18 protein-coding genes and 1 riboswitch are annotated in these 18,353 nt (G+C 48.2%); of the genes, 4 read left to right on the top strand and 14 right to left on the bottom strand.

The window, feature by feature from the left end; translation table 11 throughout:
* Positions 1-134: 134 nt before the first annotated feature.
* From ACESTD_RS11400 to ACESTD_RS11415, 4 genes are all read right to left on the bottom strand, one after another.
* Positions 135-1,832, bottom strand: coding sequence for an alpha-amylase family protein (locus tag ACESTD_RS11400; protein ID WP_005837091.1), 1,698 nt, complete (start codon positions 1,830-1,832; stop codon positions 135-137).
* 32 nt (positions 1,833-1,864) lie between these two features.
* Complete coding sequence (locus tag ACESTD_RS11405) at positions 1,865-2,674, bottom strand: patatin-like phospholipase family protein (RefSeq protein ID WP_005837092.1); 810 nt, start codon at positions 2,672-2,674, stop codon at positions 1,865-1,867.
* A 285-nt stretch (positions 2,675-2,959) separates the two neighbouring features.
* Positions 2,960-3,469 carry a hypothetical protein gene (locus ACESTD_RS11410; RefSeq protein WP_005837093.1) on the bottom strand — a complete coding sequence of 170 codons (510 nt, stop codon included), beginning with the start codon at positions 3,467-3,469 and terminating at the stop codon, positions 2,960-2,962.
* 64 nt (positions 3,470-3,533) lie between these two features.
* Positions 3,534-4,655, bottom strand: a complete 1,122-nt coding sequence (locus tag ACESTD_RS11415) for a DUF362 domain-containing protein (protein ID WP_373158885.1) — start codon at positions 4,653-4,655, stop codon at positions 3,534-3,536.
* A gap of 169 nt (positions 4,656-4,824) precedes the next feature.
* On the opposite strand from ACESTD_RS11415, the gene ACESTD_RS11420 reads away from it, so the two are divergent.
* Positions 4,825-5,472: a DUF4476 domain-containing protein gene (locus tag ACESTD_RS11420; protein WP_005825555.1), complete on the top strand. Its 648-nt coding sequence runs from the start codon at positions 4,825-4,827 to the stop codon at positions 5,470-5,472.
* Between the two features lie 108 nt (positions 5,473-5,580).
* Here ACESTD_RS11420 and thiD read toward each other — a convergent pair whose 3' ends face one another.
* From thiD to fabD, 10 genes are all read right to left on the bottom strand, one after another.
* Positions 5,581-6,408: a bifunctional hydroxymethylpyrimidine kinase/phosphomethylpyrimidine kinase gene (gene thiD, locus ACESTD_RS11425; RefSeq protein ID WP_005837097.1), complete on the bottom strand. Its 828-nt coding sequence runs from the start codon at positions 6,406-6,408 to the stop codon at positions 5,581-5,583.
* A gap of 28 nt (positions 6,409-6,436) precedes the next feature.
* Positions 6,437-7,030, bottom strand: coding sequence for a thiamine phosphate synthase (locus ACESTD_RS11430; RefSeq protein WP_005837099.1), 594 nt, complete (start codon positions 7,028-7,030; stop codon positions 6,437-6,439).
* Between the two features lie 18 nt (positions 7,031-7,048).
* Entirely contained in the window at positions 7,049-7,744 is a 696-nt protein-coding gene (locus tag ACESTD_RS11435; RefSeq protein ID WP_005837100.1) for a HesA/MoeB/ThiF family protein, read from the bottom strand.
* Positions 7,745-7,779: 35 nt separating this feature from the next.
* The gene (gene thiH, locus ACESTD_RS11440) at positions 7,780-8,913 is read right to left on the bottom strand and encodes a 2-iminoacetate synthase ThiH (protein WP_005825548.1); all 1,134 of its coding nucleotides are present in this window, start codon (positions 8,911-8,913) and stop codon (positions 7,780-7,782) included.
* 20 nt (positions 8,914-8,933) lie between these two features.
* Positions 8,934-10,616, bottom strand: coding sequence for a phosphomethylpyrimidine synthase ThiC (thiC, locus tag ACESTD_RS11445; RefSeq protein WP_117866584.1), 1,683 nt, complete (start codon positions 10,614-10,616; stop codon positions 8,934-8,936).
* A 164-nt stretch (positions 10,617-10,780) separates the two neighbouring features.
* Complete coding sequence (locus ACESTD_RS11450) at positions 10,781-11,560, bottom strand: thiazole synthase (RefSeq protein ID WP_009038437.1); 780 nt, start codon at positions 11,558-11,560, stop codon at positions 10,781-10,783.
* 23 nt (positions 11,561-11,583) lie between these two features.
* Positions 11,584-12,234: a thiamine phosphate synthase gene (locus ACESTD_RS11455; protein WP_009038436.1), complete on the bottom strand. Its 651-nt coding sequence runs from the start codon at positions 12,232-12,234 to the stop codon at positions 11,584-11,586.
* 5 nt (positions 12,235-12,239) lie between these two features.
* Positions 12,240-12,437, bottom strand: coding sequence for a sulfur carrier protein ThiS (thiS, locus tag ACESTD_RS11460; RefSeq protein WP_005837106.1), 198 nt, complete (start codon positions 12,435-12,437; stop codon positions 12,240-12,242).
* Positions 12,438-12,506: 69 nt separating this feature from the next.
* Positions 12,507-12,597, bottom strand: a riboswitch (TPP riboswitch).
* Between the two features lie 74 nt (positions 12,598-12,671).
* Positions 12,672-13,214 (bottom strand): hypothetical protein, encoded by a 543-nt coding sequence (locus ACESTD_RS11465; RefSeq protein ID WP_016273742.1) that lies wholly within the window; start codon positions 13,212-13,214, stop codon positions 12,672-12,674.
* A gap of 107 nt (positions 13,215-13,321) precedes the next feature.
* On the bottom strand, positions 13,322-14,209 hold the full coding sequence (gene fabD / locus ACESTD_RS11470) for an ACP S-malonyltransferase (RefSeq protein ID WP_005825542.1): 888 nt from the start codon (positions 14,207-14,209) through the stop codon (positions 13,322-13,324).
* Between the two features lie 398 nt (positions 14,210-14,607).
* On the opposite strand from fabD, the gene ACESTD_RS11475 reads away from it, so the two are divergent.
* The 3 genes from ACESTD_RS11475 (at position 14,608) to xylA (ending at position 18,287) form a co-directional block, all read left to right on the top strand.
* Positions 14,608-15,339 (top strand): NUDIX domain-containing protein, encoded by a 732-nt coding sequence (locus ACESTD_RS11475; RefSeq protein ID WP_005825541.1) that lies wholly within the window; start codon positions 14,608-14,610, stop codon positions 15,337-15,339.
* 47 nt (positions 15,340-15,386) lie between these two features.
* Positions 15,387-16,865, top strand: a complete 1,479-nt coding sequence (locus tag ACESTD_RS11480) for a xylulokinase (protein ID WP_034529774.1) — start codon at positions 15,387-15,389, stop codon at positions 16,863-16,865.
* Positions 16,866-16,970: 105 nt separating this feature from the next.
* Complete coding sequence (gene xylA / locus ACESTD_RS11485; protein ID WP_005825539.1) at positions 16,971-18,287, top strand: xylose isomerase; 1,317 nt, start codon at positions 16,971-16,973, stop codon at positions 18,285-18,287.
* Positions 18,288-18,353 lie beyond the last annotated feature (66 nt).

An 18,353-nucleotide genomic window follows, 5' to 3' on the forward strand; every position in this document is an offset into this window, starting at 1 on the left:
AAATTAAGAGAAAAGCTAACATAAAGTAAAGCTTTTCTCTTGATTTATTAGAAAGAGGAACATTTACTGAATATCCCCGTGTTGTTCTGCATAATCAGTGCCAAACCTAATAAATCACCTGAGTTGTGCCCCCATTATAGCTTTATCTTAAGTATCTTTCCTCCATATCCTTCGACGGCCACATTAGTAGCCTTATAGGGAAGCAGACTTATGTTTTCTTCTTTTCCGCTGAGCAGCTCCGTAGCTTTGTACTGGTCCATCTGCGGTATTTGCAGGAAGTCAAAAGCATGAGAAGGAATATTTATGGCAAGGTCTGCCGAGATATGGTCGAAGTTCACGACGAACAGCAGCAGGTCTCTCTCAAATTTGCGCAGGAATGTATATTGCTTATGTTCATTAAAGCGCCATCCGTTGACATTGGCATACATCAAATCGAAGAAAGCCCCCTGAGAGATGGCCTTTTCTTCATTGCAAAGAGTCAGTAGCCGTTTATAAATGCTGTATAGGTGTTTCTGGTCCTCCGTCAGCATCTTGCCGTCGAACTTGCCGCCATTGCGCCAACGGCGGATAGTATCTACACTCCAATAGTCAAAGATGGTTGTACGTCCGTCCCGGCCGCTGAAACCTTCACTATCCATGCCCAGCTCACCAAACTCCTGACCGAAATAAATCATCATCGGATTGGTGTTCATGCAAGCTGACACAATGAGTGCCGGAATCGCCTTGCGTGGGTTACTGGCAAAAAAGTCGGAAGCGATACGTTGCTCGTCATGGTTTTCCAGAAAGTTCAGCATGCGTTTTTCTATACCTCCCAGACTTTGCCAAGAGCGGGTGATGGCAGTTGCCGATTCATACCCGCAAGTAACAGCCCGCAAGGTATCATAAAGTCCTACTTTGTCGTATAAATAATCAAACTTGCCACGGAACAAGTAATTCTTGTATTCTCCCGGGTTATAGACTTCGGCTATAAACAGCAGGGAGGGATATTGCTCCTTTACCTGCGGGATTGCCCATTCCCAGAACTCTACGGGAACCATTTCGGCCATATCGCAACGGAAACCGTCTATATTCTTTCCCGCCCAGAACAGCATGATATCCAGCATCTTGGTCCATGTGTCGGGAATGGGGTCGAAATGGCAAGTCCCGCCGTTCTGATAATCCACTCCATAATTCAACTTTATAGTTTCGTACCAATCGGTGATGTTTGGATAAGCGTCAAAACGGTTGTTTCCGGTAGCTTTTGCCGGAAATTCCCTATAAGATTCGGCGGCTGTACCTTTCATGTCAAATTGGCCATGCAGTTCCGATTTCGGGATATAATAGAAGTTATTATATGGGCTGAACGCATAGTTGGTGTCATCGTTTGAACCCAGTTGTGAAGTGCCATCCGGCTGGGCATCCGAGTGATATTGACGGGCTACGTGGTTGGGAACAAAATCTATGATGACCTTCAGACCGCTACGGTGAGTACGCTGCACCAGATTCTCAAACTCTCTCATACGCTCCGGTACGTCCTTGGCGAGATCCGGATCGACATCATAATAGTCCTTGATGGCATAGGGAGACCCGGCTTTACCTTTCACAATGGCCGGATGGTCGGGTTGGATATTGTGACGGCGGTAGTCAGTTTGCGTAGCATGCTCGATGATGCCCGTGTACCATATATGTGTAGCGCCAAGCTTCTTGATTTCTCCCAACGCCTTGGCTGTAAAGTCAGCCATCTTGCCGCATCCATTTTCGGTGATGCTGCCATTATTGATGCAGTGGTTATTGTTGTTTCCGAATAGTCGGGTGAACACTTGATAAATAATCAATTTGTTTTCGTCGTTCATTTCTTTGTTTTCTATGTTATAGAATGGTTGTTTTATTCTTTCCAAATGCTGCCTTTGTCTATGAGCAGACGTTCCAATATATCATTGGTCGTATTATATCCCTGCATGAATATCTCCTCCGCCTTTTCCAGCTCTGTATTGCTGTATCCCTCCAAGTTATAAGGTTCTATCAGCAAATCAGCCTTCTCGCGTTCAGGAAAAGAGTTGGAGCGGAACATAAAGTTATAGGAACGTAAGGCAATGCTCACAATGTTCATTTTATACTTGGTCGCCATCAGAGGGCTGACATTCACGGCAATCACTTTTTCGCATATACGGCGGAGGGTAGAGACCGGCAGGTTCATCAGCAGACCTCCATCCACGTAATGTGTACCGTCTATATTGACCGGAGCAAACAATACCGGCATGCAACACGAAGCAGCTATGCGTTCGGCGATGTCACCCTTATGGAAATGTACCAAACGTCCATGGTCCAGATCAGTAGCTGTAATAATCAGAGGAATTTGCAGTTCTTCCAGTTTTTTGGATTTCAAATTGCTTTTCAGGAAATCGATGAATTCTCCCAATTCAAACAATCCGACTTTGGGAATCACCAGTTTGGTCAGGTCCTGAAACTTGTGCCCGGCAAAGTAGTCAAGAACTTTATGCGGTTCATTGCCGTCGGCGTAGAATACCCCGGCCAAGGCTCCGGCGCTGACTCCGGAAAGTATATTGGGCTTTATGTCATGTTCCAATAAGGATTGCATGGCACCCAAATGGGCAAAGCCTTTGATGAAACCGCCGCTTAAGGCAAAACCTATTGGATATTTTTTAGTGAACCAGTTGTTCGTTACTACTTCCATGTTGAAAATATGATATATTGTTCGGCACGAAATTAATGATTTTATTGTAGGGAGAAAGGAAAATAGCGGAAAAAAGTTCAAAGTATTAAGAGAAAAGTCTTCTCTATTAAGGAGAAAGTTTTTCTTAGTTAGGGAAAAAGTTTTTATCAGTTAAGAAAAAACTTTGTTTATGGTTTGCGGATGTCTATCCCAAGCCTTGGGATAGACATCCGCAAACTGGGGATATGTATCCGCAGTTTGCGAACAAAGTTTTAGGATTAAGGGATACTGTTTGAGAATATACGCTTAATTTTTTGCGATTGCTTTCAGCAGTGCATATCCTCCGAACCACTGAATCAGCATGCCCGGAATCCCCATACGGAAATCTTGCACAGCCAGAAAGAAATTACCGCACAACGCCCATTCAAAGACCGTACCGATAATTTGATAGGAGAGGACTACACCCAGCAATGCCAATAAAGAGATATTCTTGGCATAGCGTGCAGCAAGAGCGGCGGTTCCGGCCAGCAGACCGGACTTTATAAGTATGGCCGGCAACACGGCTGCTGCAGGCATGGCAAAAAGCAGATGATTGATGACCGGAGACAAGAGAGCCGTCAGCAGACCTACCTTGAAACCATATTTATAAGCAGCTATCAGTGTAAAGAAATAGATGGGAAGCAACGTCGGACCGCCTGCTGGGACCAGATGGCAGAGTTGCGGCAAGGCGATGTTTCCTGCCACGAACAGCAGGACGAATAGATAGGTCTTTACGTTGCCGAAAGGCAAAGAATAAAGTTTTGCAGATGTTTCCATTTGTATAATATTATAGTTGATAAATCTATTTTTAGTATGACTGTTTAAAACTGAAAAGGTTTAATCAAATCTTCACCAATTCATATTCCATGGTTCCCAATCCTATTTTCTCGGCATGGCGCAATCCGGCAAGCCAGTCCGTGTCGGGGTGCATCAAGTGGAACTTGTCGCATCCACACAAGTCGTCGTGCTCGTGTGCCGTGGCAAGGCAATTGTTACCGTGCAGTATCGGGGCTTGGATGACCATATCTGCACATGCCTTGTCCAGTGCAACCGGGTCTGCCGAAGCCAGAATGCCGAGGTCGGGCACGATGGCGGCATCGTTGTGGTTCCAGCAGTCGCATTCGGGAGATACGTTCATGATGAAGCTGATGTGGAAATGGGGCTTGCCCATAACGACAGCGAGGGCATATTCCGCAATCTTGTAGTTCAGGCGCTCGGAGGTATCTTCGGCTCCCATCACGGCACCGTCGTGCTGGCAGAGGGCTACGCACTGTCCGCAACCTACGCATTTGGTGTAGTCTATTTCTGCCTTGCGGCTGGTATTGAGGTGCACAGCGTCGTGTGCGCAGTGCTTCACGCAGATGTTGCAGCCTATGCAGCTTTCTACGTCAATCTTGGGTTGCGAGGCGCAGTGCAGTTCCAGCTTTCCGCCTACACTGGCACATCCCATGCCCAGATTCTTCAAAGCACCGCCGAAGCCGGCTTGTTCGTGTCCCTTGAAGTGGTTCATACTGATTACAATATCGGCGTCGGCTATCGCTGTACCGATTTTGGGTGCCGGACAATATTCTCCGTTCAGAGGGATTTCGCGGTAGTCCGTTCCCTTCAGTCCGTCGCCGATGATGACCTGGCACTGGGCCGAAATGGGGTTGAACCCATTCTCCATCGCGCTTTGCAAGTGGTCTACGGCATTGGCGCGACGACCGGAATACAGTGTGTTGCAGTCCGTCAGGAAAGGTTTGGCTCCCAGGCTGCGGAGCAGGGTTGGCATTCGAGCTGCATAATTGGGACGCAAGTATGCCAGATTGCCGGGTTCGCCGAAATGGATTTTGATGGCAGCAAAGCTATCCTTCAAAGGGAGTTGCTCGATGCCTGCCCGTTTCAGCAAGCGTTCCATTTTATCCAAAAGATTGGATGTAGGGGAGGTACGCAAATCAGAGTAGTATACTTTTGCTTTTTCCATGTGTTTTTACCTATTTATAGTGATAGTATCTGCAAAAATAACGGATTATTTCCATATTAATAGGTATATGGCTAAAAAAAGTAGGGAAATCCCTTTTGACAAATAGGGGGATAATAAGAGGTCTATCCATGTTTCTGCCTACCTTTGTGGCAACTAAAAACTCGATAAGATGAAAACAATCAGACTAATTATTGCGGGACTGGTAATGACGATGGGATTCAGCAGTTGTTCCAGTTTGTTTTATGATGCTAAGGTAGATGTGTTGAACAGTATCCAGAAGGGGATGAGCAGGCAGGAGGTCACCAAGATATTGGGAACTCCAGAGTATCGCCGCTTCGACCGGGATATAGAAGAATGGGAATATTCCAGAGTGCTGTCCGGTAAAAGTAATATCAGCCGAACTCAGATTGTCGTGACTTTTGAAGGTGGGAGAGTCGTTGCAATGGACTCATTCTCCGGAGAGCCACGTACGTTGCCGGTTGTTCCCAGTGAAGTAGTGATAGATTCTCCAGCTCCGGTTTATGTCAGGGGGATGCACCCCGAAGACTTCCGGCATTTTTATGAAAAAGTGAAGTCCCGCCCTTTCAAGGATGATCAAATCGAAATGATGAGAACTGTTGCCCGAAACAACAGTCTGAACTGTGTGCAATGTGCCAGTTTGATGGCACTATATACTTTTGATGACGACAAGATGAAAGTCCTCAACATATTCGCTCCCAATATCGTAGATCCGGAAAACTACGAAGCGATTTTAGACGTCATTGATTCACTGTTCAAGAAAGACGATGCCAAGAAAATTCTGGGCATACGCTATTAAGAAGCAGACATGTCGAAACGCATTGTCCGTTGGTGCCAAACACATGATGTATCGGAGGCTGACAGATAATGCGTTTAAGGTAAACAGATAATGCGTTTCGACGAGCTCTTATTCCGATAAAGGAAAGTGCCATAACGGACCGTTCCCGTGCCCTATATTCATGTCTTTCCCCCGGTTTATCGCAGTACCGATATACTCTTTAGCCTTGCAGACCGCTTCATCGAGTTTGTTGCCACCGGCAAGAAATGTAGCTATGGCAGAGGAAAGGGTACACCCTGTGCCGTGCAGGTTACGGCTCTCTATTTTGGGGTTGGAATAGAGGATGCATCCGGATGGCAGGATGTCAGCCCCGGCAGAAGGTTGCCGGCAATAAAGCACGTCGCACATGTCATTATCCTCTAGATGTCCGCCTTTGACGAGAATAGCGGTGTTGTATCTGCAGGATAATTCCTGTGCCGCTTGTCGCATCTCCACAGTACCGGTAATGGTTTGCCCCCAAAGCAGGCTTGCTTCATTCAGGTTGGGAGTAATGAGGGTGCATAGCGGAAACAGTTCCGTCTTAATGACTTGTATGGTTTCTTCGGTCATCAGTCGCCGTCCGCTGGTCGATATCATGACGGGGTCATAGACTATACACTCCGGAGTATAAGTCTGAAGACAATCGACAATGGTGGTCACAATACCGGCATCATGTACCATACCTATCTTGACGGCATCCGGCCTTAAATCATCCATAACAGAGGTGATTTGTGCCTTAACCATATCCGCAGGTATCGGATAAACCGATTGTACTCCCAGTGTGTTTTGTGCAGTAACAGCCGTGATGACGGAAGCGGCATAACCTCCCAAAGCGGAAATGGTCTTTATGTCTGCTTGTATGCCTGCACCGCCCGAACAGTCGGAACCGGCAATGGAAAGGATAATAGGGGGAAGCATGAAATAATTAAAAATTAGAAATTAAAAATTAAAGGGGGGAGGAGAGCTGTTTCAGGTGGAGGAAGTGGGGGATGAAATCTTCCTTCGCTTGCTGCCAGATGTCTCCTAGCAGGACGGCACCTCCGAAACCTAAAACGGCTATTTCCGGAAGATGCTCCAGGCTGATGCCACCCAATGCCATGACGTTGGAATCGATGATACCTGCTTGCTGTGCTTTCTTCAAGGTATCGCAGGAGTAAGCGGAAGAGTAGCCTTCTTTGGATATACTGTCATAAATGGGACTGAGGAACACATAGCTACAATCTGATTTATGTTTCAACACTTCTTCAAGAGAGTGGCAGGAACAACTGATGTGTCCCTTATATCCGAACGGTATCTGCGGATTGCGCCCGTTCAGATGAATTCCTTTCAGACCGAAAACGGATGCCAGCTGGAATTGCTCATGCGTGACAATGCGCGGCATATATTCCATCGGCAACTGCCGCAGGAAATACTCCATCTCTTCTGCCGAAGCTCCCGGCTTGCGCAGATGGAGTATTTCCAAACCGTTTTGGAATAAGGAGGTAACTGCCGCTGCTTCTCCTTCAAAGAATTGCGGCGTGGTAATGACTATCAGTTTCATATCTTTATGGATGTTTGTCTATAATGAGAGAATATACGACTGCATGGTTCTTAAATCAATCGTCCATAGCTTTCCTGCCAAGGGTTCACCGTAGCCGCAAATCAGTTTCAACACTTCATTGGCTTCTACGCTACCCACAATGGCAGGGGTTACGCCGATAACCGATTTGTCCGGAGATGGCATGAGCAGTGTCCCTTCTTCATCCGGATAGAGGTCACGATAGTTTTTTGCACCCTCACCGTAGCAGAAGACGGACACTTGGCCTTCAAAGCCTTGAATGGCACCATAAACGTAGGGCTTGCCCCAAGCGTTGCATACGTCATTCAGCAAGTAGCGGGTAGCGAAGTTATCGCATCCGTCTACCACTATATCGTAGTTCCTTATCAGTTCTCCGGCATTCTTCTTGTCCAGACGGAAGGGGTATACTTCCACGTTTACATCGCTGTTCAAACCCTGCACTCTACGGGCGCCACATAGAGGTTTAGGCTGTCCAAGGTCAGCTTCAGCATACAGAACCTGACGTTGAAGATTACTGATGCTGACCTGGTCATCGTCCACCAATCCCAGCGTTCCGACTCCTGCTCCCGCCAGATAGAGGGCAATGGGAGAACCCAATCCTCCCACACCGACTATCAACACCTTGGCATTACGCAGTTTCTCTTGTCCGGCTTCGCCTATTTCGGGAAGGGACGTTTGTCTGGCATATCGGTTCATTTGTTCATTGTTATTAAGGTTCTGTATTCGGTCACTCATCTCTTGAAAGCCTTCAAATCAAAACTCGCATCCCAATCTTTCCACACCGGTTCGCGCCCCAGGCGTTTCAACGCTTTGTCCACTTCCACAGCCTTGCGCTCGTCGCTGACATGAAACTGTTCCAGCGTTTGCGGATAGCTGTAATATCCTCCCGGCTCGGTCTTGCTTTCGGCGCTCATGGTTGTCACACCAAGTGTTGCCATATGGTCGCGTATATCGGCAGGCTCGCGGGTGGAGTAGGAGATGTCCACATCATGGTCAAAGATACGCATGGCAAAAGTGACTTGTGCCAGTTCGCAGTCGCTCATGATGACATTGGGCTGGAAGCCGCCATTCTCCGAAGGACGCATACGGGGGAAGTTGACGCTGTATTTCGTCTGCCAATAATGTTTCTGGAGATAGCGCAGGTGATAAGCCATCATGGTGATGTCTGTCCGCCATTCTTTCTCCAGACCGATGAGCACTCCCATGCCGATGGAATGGACGCCTGCCTGCCCCATACGGTCAAAACCGTTGACACGCCATTCAAACTTGGACTTCATGCCGCGGGGGTGGTAGATGTTGTAATTCGCTTTGTGATAGGTTTCCTGGAAACAAATCACACCGTTCATGCCGTGCTCTTTCAGCTCTGCATACTCTTCCGTTTTTAAGGGCATCACTTCTATTTTCAGATTGCTGAAGTAGGGTTTTGCCAGGTCCAGTGCGCGGGCTATGTAGGGCACGCCTGCTTTGGCCGGATTTTCTCCCGTCACCAACAGCAAATTCTCGAAAGGTGCCAGCTTCTTGATGGCCTTGTACTCGTTCACGATTTCTTCTTCCGTCAGTATGGTACGCGGCATGGGGTTGCTGATGTGGAAACCGCAATACACGCAAGAGTTGGTGCAGGAATTCGTGATGTAAAGAGGCACGAACATGGAGATGGTCTTCCCGAATCGTGCCTCGGTGTATTTCTTGCTCAATCGTGCCATCGTCTCCAGATAGGGGGCAGCGGCGGGTGAGATGAGGGCCATGAAGTCCTCTACATTACAATGTTCTTTGGAGAGGGCACGGCGTACATCCGCATCTGTCTTGGCATGGATGCGTGCCGTGGTTTCCTCCCAGGATATATGTTCTAATTCGTCTGAAAACATAGTGTTCTATCAATTCCCATTTATTTCTTTTTTAATTCTCTCGACAACCGCATTGCACAGAAGTTCGGTCCGCACATCGTGCAATACTCCCCATCCACATGCTTCCCTGCATGAAAATAGCTGAACGCACGTTCCGGGTCGAGCGACAAGTCAAACTGGTCTTTCCAGCGGAATTCATAACGTGCTTTGCTCAGTGCATTGTCACGCACTTGTGCTCCGGGATGCCCTTTTGCCAGGTCGGCGGCATGGGCGGCTATCTTATAGGTGATGACACCTACACGCACATCCTCCTTATCGGGCAGTGCCAGATGCTCTTTGGGAGTGACATAGCAGAGCATCGCCGTACCCAGCCAGCCTATCTGCGCTGCACCGATGGCGGACGTGATATGGTCGTATCCCGGTGCGATGTCCGTCACGATGGGGCCGAGCGTATAGAAAGGCGCATCGTGGCATTTTTCTATCTGGCGCTCCATATTCTCCTTAATCTTGTGCATGGGCACGTGGCCGGGACCTTCGATGAAAGCCTGCACATTCTTGTCCCAGGCACGCAGCACAAGCTCGCCCATCGTGTCGAGTTCTGCAAACTGCGCTTCATCGTTGGCATCGTGCGTAGACCCCGGACGCAGCCCGTCTCCCAAAGAGATGGCAACGTCATACTGTGCCAGAATGTCGCAAATGTCATCAAAGTGTTCGTAAAGGAAACTTTCGCGGTCGTGCACCAGGCACCATTTGCTCATGATGCTGCCGCCACGGCTCACGATGCCGCACAACCTTTTCTCGGCCAGATGCACATTGTGGCGGCGTATGCCGGCATGGATGGTGAAGTAGTCCACTCCCTGCTCGCATTGTTCAATCAAGGTGTCGCGGTAGATTTCCCAGGTGAGGTCTTCCACCTTGCCGTTCACTTTCTCCAATGCCTGGTAGATGGGGACAGTGCCCACGGGAACGGGACAGTTGCGGATAATCCATTCGCGCGTTTCGTGTATGTTCTCGCCCGTGGAGAGGTCCATCAGCGTGTCGCCGCCCCATTTGCAGCTCCACAATGCTTTCTCTACCTCTTCTTCGATGCCCGAGGTGGTGGCGGAGTTTCCGATATTGGTATTTATCTTCACCAGGAAGTTACGGCCTATAATCATCGGCTCTGCTTCGGGATGGTTGATGTTGGCAGGAAGCAGGGCGCGTCCGGCAGCAATCTCCTGGCGTACAAATTCCGGTGTGATGTGCGTCTCTATTCCCAGCTCCGCGCAGTTCATGTTCTCGCGAATCGCCACATACTCCATTTCAGGCGTGATGATACCTTGTTTGGCATAGTACATCTGTGTGCAGCATTTTCCTTGAAGGGCGCGGTAGGGCAGGGTGATATGCTCAAAGCGCAGAGAGTCGAGCGACTGGTCGTCGCGGCGCATGCGTCCGTACTCCGACGTTATTTCGGAAAGCTGCTCCACATCGCCGCGTTTCAGTATCCACGGCTCGCGCAGACGGGGCAGCCCTTTCTTCAAATCCACTTCGACGGCAGGGTCGCTGAACGGTCCGCTGGTATCATACACATACACTTCCGGATTCGGAGTAAGTACCTTTTCTCCATCAACGAAGTTCGTACTGGGCACTTGCTCCACCTTGCGCATAGCTACGCGCAATTCGGGAAACAAGGTGCCCGGCAAATATACTTTCTCGGAACGGGGGAATTTTATCTTCTGGTTCATTTTTCTTTAGGTTTTGTTATGTAGAGATTTACGATTAGACAATTTACGATTTACGATTGGAGTTTGTATTGTTAAACAACCTCTCTCAACCGGTAGGTTTATGATTGCATGAGTAACTTCAATCGTAAATCGTAAATTGTCTAATCGTAAATCTCCCTGTTTTGTCATTTTTCATTCAAGAAAGCCGTCAGCGGTGAGCTGGCTTCCGCAACAAAATTATCTGCCTGTATGCCCAGACCTGCTTCGTATGCCATGCGTCCCGCCTCTACAGCCTGCTTGAACGCTACCGCCATGGTCACGGGGTCGCCCGCCACTGCAATGGCTGTATTCACCAGGCAAGCCGAAGCGCCCATTTCCATAGCCTCTGCCGCATGGCTCGGGGCACCGATACCGGCATCCACCACTACGGGGATATTGGCTTGTTCAATGATTATTCTCAGGAAATCCCTTGTCTGTAGTCCTTTGTTTGTACCGATAGGAGCACCCAGCGGCATGACGGTGGCGGCACCGGCTTCTTCCAGCCTCTTGCACAGTGTGGGGTCGGCCTGGCAATAGGGCAGTACCACAAATCCTAACTTGACCAGTTCTTCCGTGGCTTTCAGCGTCTCTACAGAATCGGGCAACAGATAGCGGGGGTCGGGGTGTATCTCCAGTTTCAGCCAGTTCGTGCCGAAAGCTTCACGCGCCATCTGTGCAGCAAAAACAGCTTCTTCGGCATTGCGCACGCCGGAGGTGTTGGGCAGAAGCTGGATACCGGGATGCTGTATGTGTACCAGCATATTGTCTTCCTTGTTGTCCAGTTCAATGCGTTTCATGGCTACCGTCACCATTTCTGTGCCGGATGCCAGGATAGACTGCTCCATCACTTCATCGGAATTGAACTTTCCGGTTCCTAAAAACAGACGGGAGTTGAACTCACGTTCCGCAATCACTAATTTTTCCATATCAGTCGTCATATATTAATTCTTTATTTTTCATTCTCCATTAAAGAAATGATTCTTTTCATTTCATCTGCCGGACTATCGGCATGCAGTACCGTGCCCGAAAGGGCAATCCCGCTTACCCCCGTCTGCATAACGGCTGGAATATCCGCTATGGTTATTCCACCGATGGCTACTATCGGAAGGTGTATATCCTTCTCCTGCATCCGGTGGATGATAGCTGTATATCCTTCCAGTCCCAATATCGGACTCAGATTCTTCTTGGTAGTGGTGTAGCGGAAGGGGCCGCAGCCTATGTAGTCGGCACCGGCTTTGTAGTGTTGCAGTACATCCTCAAAAGTATTGGCGGTACCGCCTATAATGTACTCCGCGCCCAGAATCCGGCGTGCGTCGGCTATGGGCATGTCTTTCTTTCCAAGATGTACGCCGTCGGCATGCAGTTTTCGCGCCAGTTCCACATGGTCGTCAATGATGAAGGTGGCACCGTATTGCCGGCAAAGGGCCTGCACTTCCAAAGCTACGGGTTCTATCGTTTCCACCGGGGTGTCTTTCATGCGCAGTTGCACCCAGCGGCAACCGCCCTCAAGAGCCATGCGTGCAGCATCCAGATACGAATATCGTTCCGTATAGTGCGTGATGAACTGCATTCCTCCGTTTTTCAGTCTCTCGTCCTTCATCTTCCTCACCCTCCGCAAGCTGCTTTGATAATGATGATGGGCATGTATTCCCTCAGGATGCATTTTGTCCATTCCGTGCGAAGTACAATACGGTTGTCTACGGCCACGGCAATGCCTTGCATCGGTAGGGCAAGTTCCTCGATAAGTTGTGAAAGGGTAGTGGCGCCGGTTTTCACTTCCTTGTTGTTGACCAATACTTTCATTTTTCTGTTCATTAAGAAATAAAACAATGGAAGTAAATACAAAGAAGCGTCTTTACGGCAAGTTCAGTGAAGAAAGAAATATCCAATTCCTACGGCAGTACTAACTGCATCAGGTTCGAGGGTATAATCTCAGCCCGTCGGGGCACCCCTTTGTCTTTACGGCAACAAAGGTAAGGGAAAATCGGAAATAAAAAACAAAAGAACGTACTTTTTATTTCAGTGATTACTTTTTGTTTACTTGCGCCCCTTTGTGGCACGTATCTTTTTCAGCGTATTCCGAACAGTGGTTCTGACTCCAGTTGAATAAAAATCAAGCTCTGTATTTTCTAGTATCAGTTGCAATTCCTGCAGCAGTTCCGGCTCCTTCCTGCAAAGCAGATAGGCTATTCTGATGGAAAGGGCTTGCACTCCTATGCTTTCTTGCGGAGATAGCATGTGGTCCAGGCAGTAATTCAGCAAATCGACGGAGATTGGAGTAGGGATGGGAATATTATACAGTATAGATAATAAGAGACGTTTGGAACCGTCGTGCGTGCAGTCTATCAGCCGTTGAATGATTTCATCGTACAGTAGGATGAACCAGTCGGGATGGATTTCGCTCAATTTCTCGCATACCCATATTGCTCGCCATGACACCGTCTGTTTTTCATCGTATGTCAATCGGTATATATCTTCAAAATACTCGGGGCAGAGGCATACCTCTTGTACCAGAGAGTCTATCGATAACTTATGAATAGGTACTGCCAAGGTATTTCTGAACTCCGTAATCTTTTCCATATATCCCATTTTGTTGTGAGTGGCAAATATAAAGGAAATGGCCTACTAAAACAAGAAAGGCTGTCTATTTGAAGAAAGACAGCCTTGAAAATATTCTATTTAAGGAATTATGCAATCCCGTGAGCCGTAGCTTCCGGTGCAATCTTCTTGATAAGACCTTGCAGCACTGCACCAGGACCGCACTCTGTGAAGTCCGTAGCACCATCGGCAACCATGTTCTTCACTGTTTGCGTCCAACGTACCGATGCTGTCAGCTGAGCCACCAGGTTCTTCTTGATTTCTACCGGGTCAGTATGAGGCATAGCGTCTACATTCTGATATACGGGGCACTTCGGAGCATGGATTTCTGTTGCATTGATGGCTGCTTCCAGTTCAACTTTGGCAGGGTTCATCAGCGGAGAGTGGAACGCACCGCCTACCTTCAACGGCAGAGCACGCTTTGCACCTGCAGCCTTCATCAGTTCGCAAGCCTTGTTGATACCTTCTATGGAACCGGAAATTACAATCTGTCCCGGGCAGTTATAGTTGGCTGCCACGCAAACTTCACCTTCAGCACTTACTTGAGCGCAGATTTCCTCAACCTTTTCATCCGGCAGGGCAATAATGGCTGCCATAGTGGAGGGCTGTGCCTCGCAAGCCTTTTGCATAGCCATGGCACGGGCATACACCAGTTTCAGACCATCTTCAAAGCTCAGTGCACCGGCAGCAACCAAGGCAGAGAACTCGCCCAATGAGTGACCGGCGGTCATCTCCGGCTTAAAGTCATCGCCCATGCAGAGGGCGGAAATAACGGAATGAAGGAACACGGCAGGTTGGGTAACTTTAGTCTGGCGCAGGTCTTCATCTGTTCCGTTGAACATAATATCAGTAATACGATACCCGAGGATATCATTTGCTTTCTCAAAAAGTTCCTTGGCTAATGCCGAATTTTCGTACAGGTCCTTTCCCATGCCAACGAATTGGGCACCTTGACCCGGAAATACAAATGCTTTCATATTTACTCGTTTTTTAGTGTTTAAATAAAAAGTGCTGCAAAGGTAGAGGTTTTTCTGATATTCACCGCACAAACGGATGTTTTTTGTGCAATGCCCTTACTTTAAGGAGGGAAGCTAAAATACAATATGTATGCTTGGGCCTTCTGTGGTATCCGGAGGCTGAAATACTTATAAATGAAACACTTTCTCCTTATTGTACTTCCTACAATTAGACCTCTTGTATATTCTTGTAAATTACATATTGTATTCCATACGATAACAACTGAAAATGATATTGTATAAAGTAAGATATGTATTCAGTTGAAAAATAATGCTTTATAATATTATAAAAATATTCTTTTCCTTTATTGCAAATTAGAAAAACCTATTTATATTTGCAGCGCTTAACGAGATATATTATGCAAAACATAGAACAAAAAACGCCGTTGGCAAACAATCATATCTCTGTGGACTGTGTAGTGATTGGTTTTGACGGAGAACAGCTAAAGGTTCTGCTGATTAAGCGTGCAGGAGAGGAAGAAGGAGAAATCTTTCATGATATGAAGCTTCCCGGAAGTTTGATTTACATGGATGAGGATTTGGATGAAGCTGCCAAACGGGTGTTGAATGAATTGACGGGGCTGAAGAACGTCAATCTGATGCAATTCAAGGCATTCGGCTCAAAAAACCGTACGAAGGACCCCAGAGATGTACATTGGCTGGAACGTGCCATGCAGTCCAAGGTAGAGCGTATTGTCACCATAGCCTATCTTTCCCTGGTGAAGATAGACCGCGCATTGAACCGTGATTTGGACAATTATCAAGCTAGTTGGGTAGCCATGCCGGATATAAAGGCTCTGGCATTCGACCACAACCTGATTATCAAGGAGGCCATTACCTATGTCCGTCAGTACGTCGAGTTCAACCCGTCTTCACTGTTCGACTTGTTGCCGCGTAAGTTCACCGCATCCCAGCTTCGCACTTTGTACGAACTGGTGTATGACAAGCAGTACGACGTACGCAATTTCCATAAAAAAATTGCCTTGATGGAGTATGTCGTCCCCCTGGAAGAAAAACAGCAGGGCGTGGCCCACCGGGCGGCACGCTACTACCGTTTCGACAAAAAGATATACAATAAAATCCGACGGTAGCCGGATTGTAAATTCTTCATATCACTTTCATTTTAATATTGATAGAAATGTATTTATTAGGTTATGACATCGGCAGCTCGTCTGTAAAAGCGAGTCTGGTAAATGCGGAAAGCGGCAAGTGTGTATCGTCTGCCTTCTTCCCCAAGACTGAAGCGGAAATTATCGCAGTGAAGCCCGGCTGGGCAGAGCAAGACCCCGGAAACTGGTGGGAAAACTTGAAACTGGCCACACAAGCGGTATTGGCAGAATCCGGAGTAAACGCAGAAGACATCAAGGCGATCGGTATCTCTTATCAGATGCATGGCTTGGTATGTGTAGATAAAAACCAGCAGGTGTTGCGTCCTGCCATTATCTGGTGCGACTCCAGAGCCGTGCCCTACGGACAAAAGGCTTTCGAAACATTGGGAGAGGAGACTTGCCTTTCACATCTGCTGAATTCTCCGGGCAACTTCACGGCCTCCAAACTGGCTTGGATTAAGGAGAATGAGCCTTCCGTTTACGAAAAGATTCATAAGATAATGCTGCCGGGCGACTATATCGCCATGAAGTTGAGCGGTACCATCTGTACCACGGTGTCCGGTTTGTCCGAAGGGATGTTCTGGGATTTCAAGAACAACCGGGTTGCCGACTTTCTGATGGACTATTATGGGTTCGACTCCTCTCTGATTGCCGACATCAAACCGACTTTCTCCGAGCAGGGACGTGTCAATGCTGCTGCAGCCGCAGAGCTGGGTCTGAAAGAAGGTACGCCTATCACTTACCGTGCCGGCGACCAGCCCAACAATGCCCTTTCCCTGAATGTATTCAATCCGGGTGAAATAGCTTCCACCGCCGGAACGTCCGGCGTGGTATACGGCGTGAACGGTGAGGTGAACTACGACCCCAAGTCACGTGTCAACACCTTTGCACACGTCAACCATGCTGCCGGGCAAACCCGTCTGGGTGTTCTGCTGTGCATCAATGGTACGGGCATTCTCAATTCATGGGTAAAACGCACCGTTGCTCCCGAAGGCATCTCCTACAGCGATATGAATCTGCTGGCAGCACAAGCTCCCATCGGCAGTGCCGGTATCAGCATCCTGCCCTTTGGAAACGGTGCGGAGCGTATGCTTGAGAACAAGGAAACAGGCTGTTCCATTCATGGCATCAACTTCAACCAGCACGGCAAACAGCATATCATCCGTGCAGCGCAGGAAGGCATCGTTTTTTCCTTTAAATATGGAATCGACATCATGGAACAAATGGGCATTCCCGTGCAGAAAATTCATGCAGGCAAGGCTAATATGTTCCTCAGCCCGCTGTTCCGCGAGACATTGGCCGGTGTGACGGGAGCTGTCATCGAACTGTATGATACCGACGGCTCTGTAGGTGCCGCCAAAGGCGCCGGAATCGGTGTGGGCATATACAAGGACAACAACGAAGCATTTGCCACGCTTGAGAAGCTCGAGGTGATAGAGCCGAAAGTGGCAGACCGCCAGGCTTATGCCGACGCATATGCGCGCTGGAAACACTGGGTAATGTGCTAATGTGCACATTAAAACGTTAGCACGTTAAAACAATAAATTAATAATTAACCCCGTGATGAATGTGTCTGTCATTGGCACATTCTCACATTAAAACATTAAATTCTTATGGCAACAAAAGAGTATTTTCCCGGAATAGGAAAGATTAAATTCGAAGGTAAAGAGAGCAAGAACCCGATGGCATTCCGTTATTACGATGCCGATAAAGTAATCATGGGTAAGAAAATGAGCGAATGGCTGAAGTTCGCCATGGCATGGTGGCACACTCTTTGCGCAGAAGGTGGTGACCAATTCGGTGGCGGAACAAAGAAATTCCCCTGGAACGGTGAGGCTGACAAGGTTCAGGCTGCCAAGAACAAAATGGACGCCGGCTTTGAATTCATGCAGAAAATGGGTATCGAATACTACTGCTTCCACGATGTAGACCTCTGCGAAGAAGCCGAGACCATTGAAGAATACGAAGCCAACTTGAAGGAAATCGTAGCGTATGCCAAGCAGAAACAAGCAGAAACCGGCATCAAACTGTTGTGGGGTACTGCCAACGTATTCGGCCATGCCCGCTACATGAATGGTGCAGCCACCAATCCCGATTTCGATGTTGTGGCACGTGCCGCCATCCAAATCAAAAACGCCATCGACGCTACTATCGAACTGGGAGGCTCAAACTATGTATTCTGGGGCGGTCGCGAAGGCTACATGTCATTGCTGAATACAGACCAGAAGCGTGAGAAAGAGCACCTCGCACAGATGTTGACCATCGCCCGCGACTATGCACGTGCCCGCGGCTTCAAAGGTACCTTCTTGATTGAACCGAAACCGATGGAACCTACAAAACACCAGTATGATGTAGACACCGAAACCGTTATCGGCTTCTTGAAGGCTCACAATCTGGACAAAGATTTCAAGGTGAACATCGAAGTGAACCACGCTACTTTGGCGGGCCACACCTTCGAGCACGAACTCGCAGTAGCCGTAGACAACGGTATGCTCGGCTCCATCGACGCCAACCGTGGTGACTACCAGAACGGCTGGGATACAGACCAGTTCCCCATTGACAACTTCGAACTGACCCAGGCAATGATGCAAATCATCCGTAACGGAGGCTTTGGCAATGGCGGTACAAACTTCGATGCCAAGACCCGTCGCAACTCCACCGACCTGGAAGACATTTTCATTGCCCACATCGCCGGTATGGACGTGATGGCACGTGCACTGGAAAGTGCAGCCAAACTGCTTGAAGAGTCTCCTTACAAGAAGATGCTGGCCGACCGCTATGCTTCCTTCGACAGTGGTAAAGGCAAGGAATTTGAAGATGGCAAACTGACGCTGGAGGATTTGGTAGCTTACGCAAAAGCCAACGGTGAGCCGAAACAGACCAGCGGCAAGCAGGAATTGTATGAGGCAATCGTGAATATGTACTGCTAATAATGATCAATGTTTAGTGATTAGTGGTTAATAAGTTGCGCATGAGGTGTTTCAATATTAATCATT

The sequence above is a fragment of the Bacteroides sp. AR20 genome, from assembly GCF_964250605.1.
Taxonomy (GTDB): Bacteria; Bacteroidota; Bacteroidia; order Bacteroidales; family Bacteroidaceae; genus Bacteroides; species Bacteroides uniformis.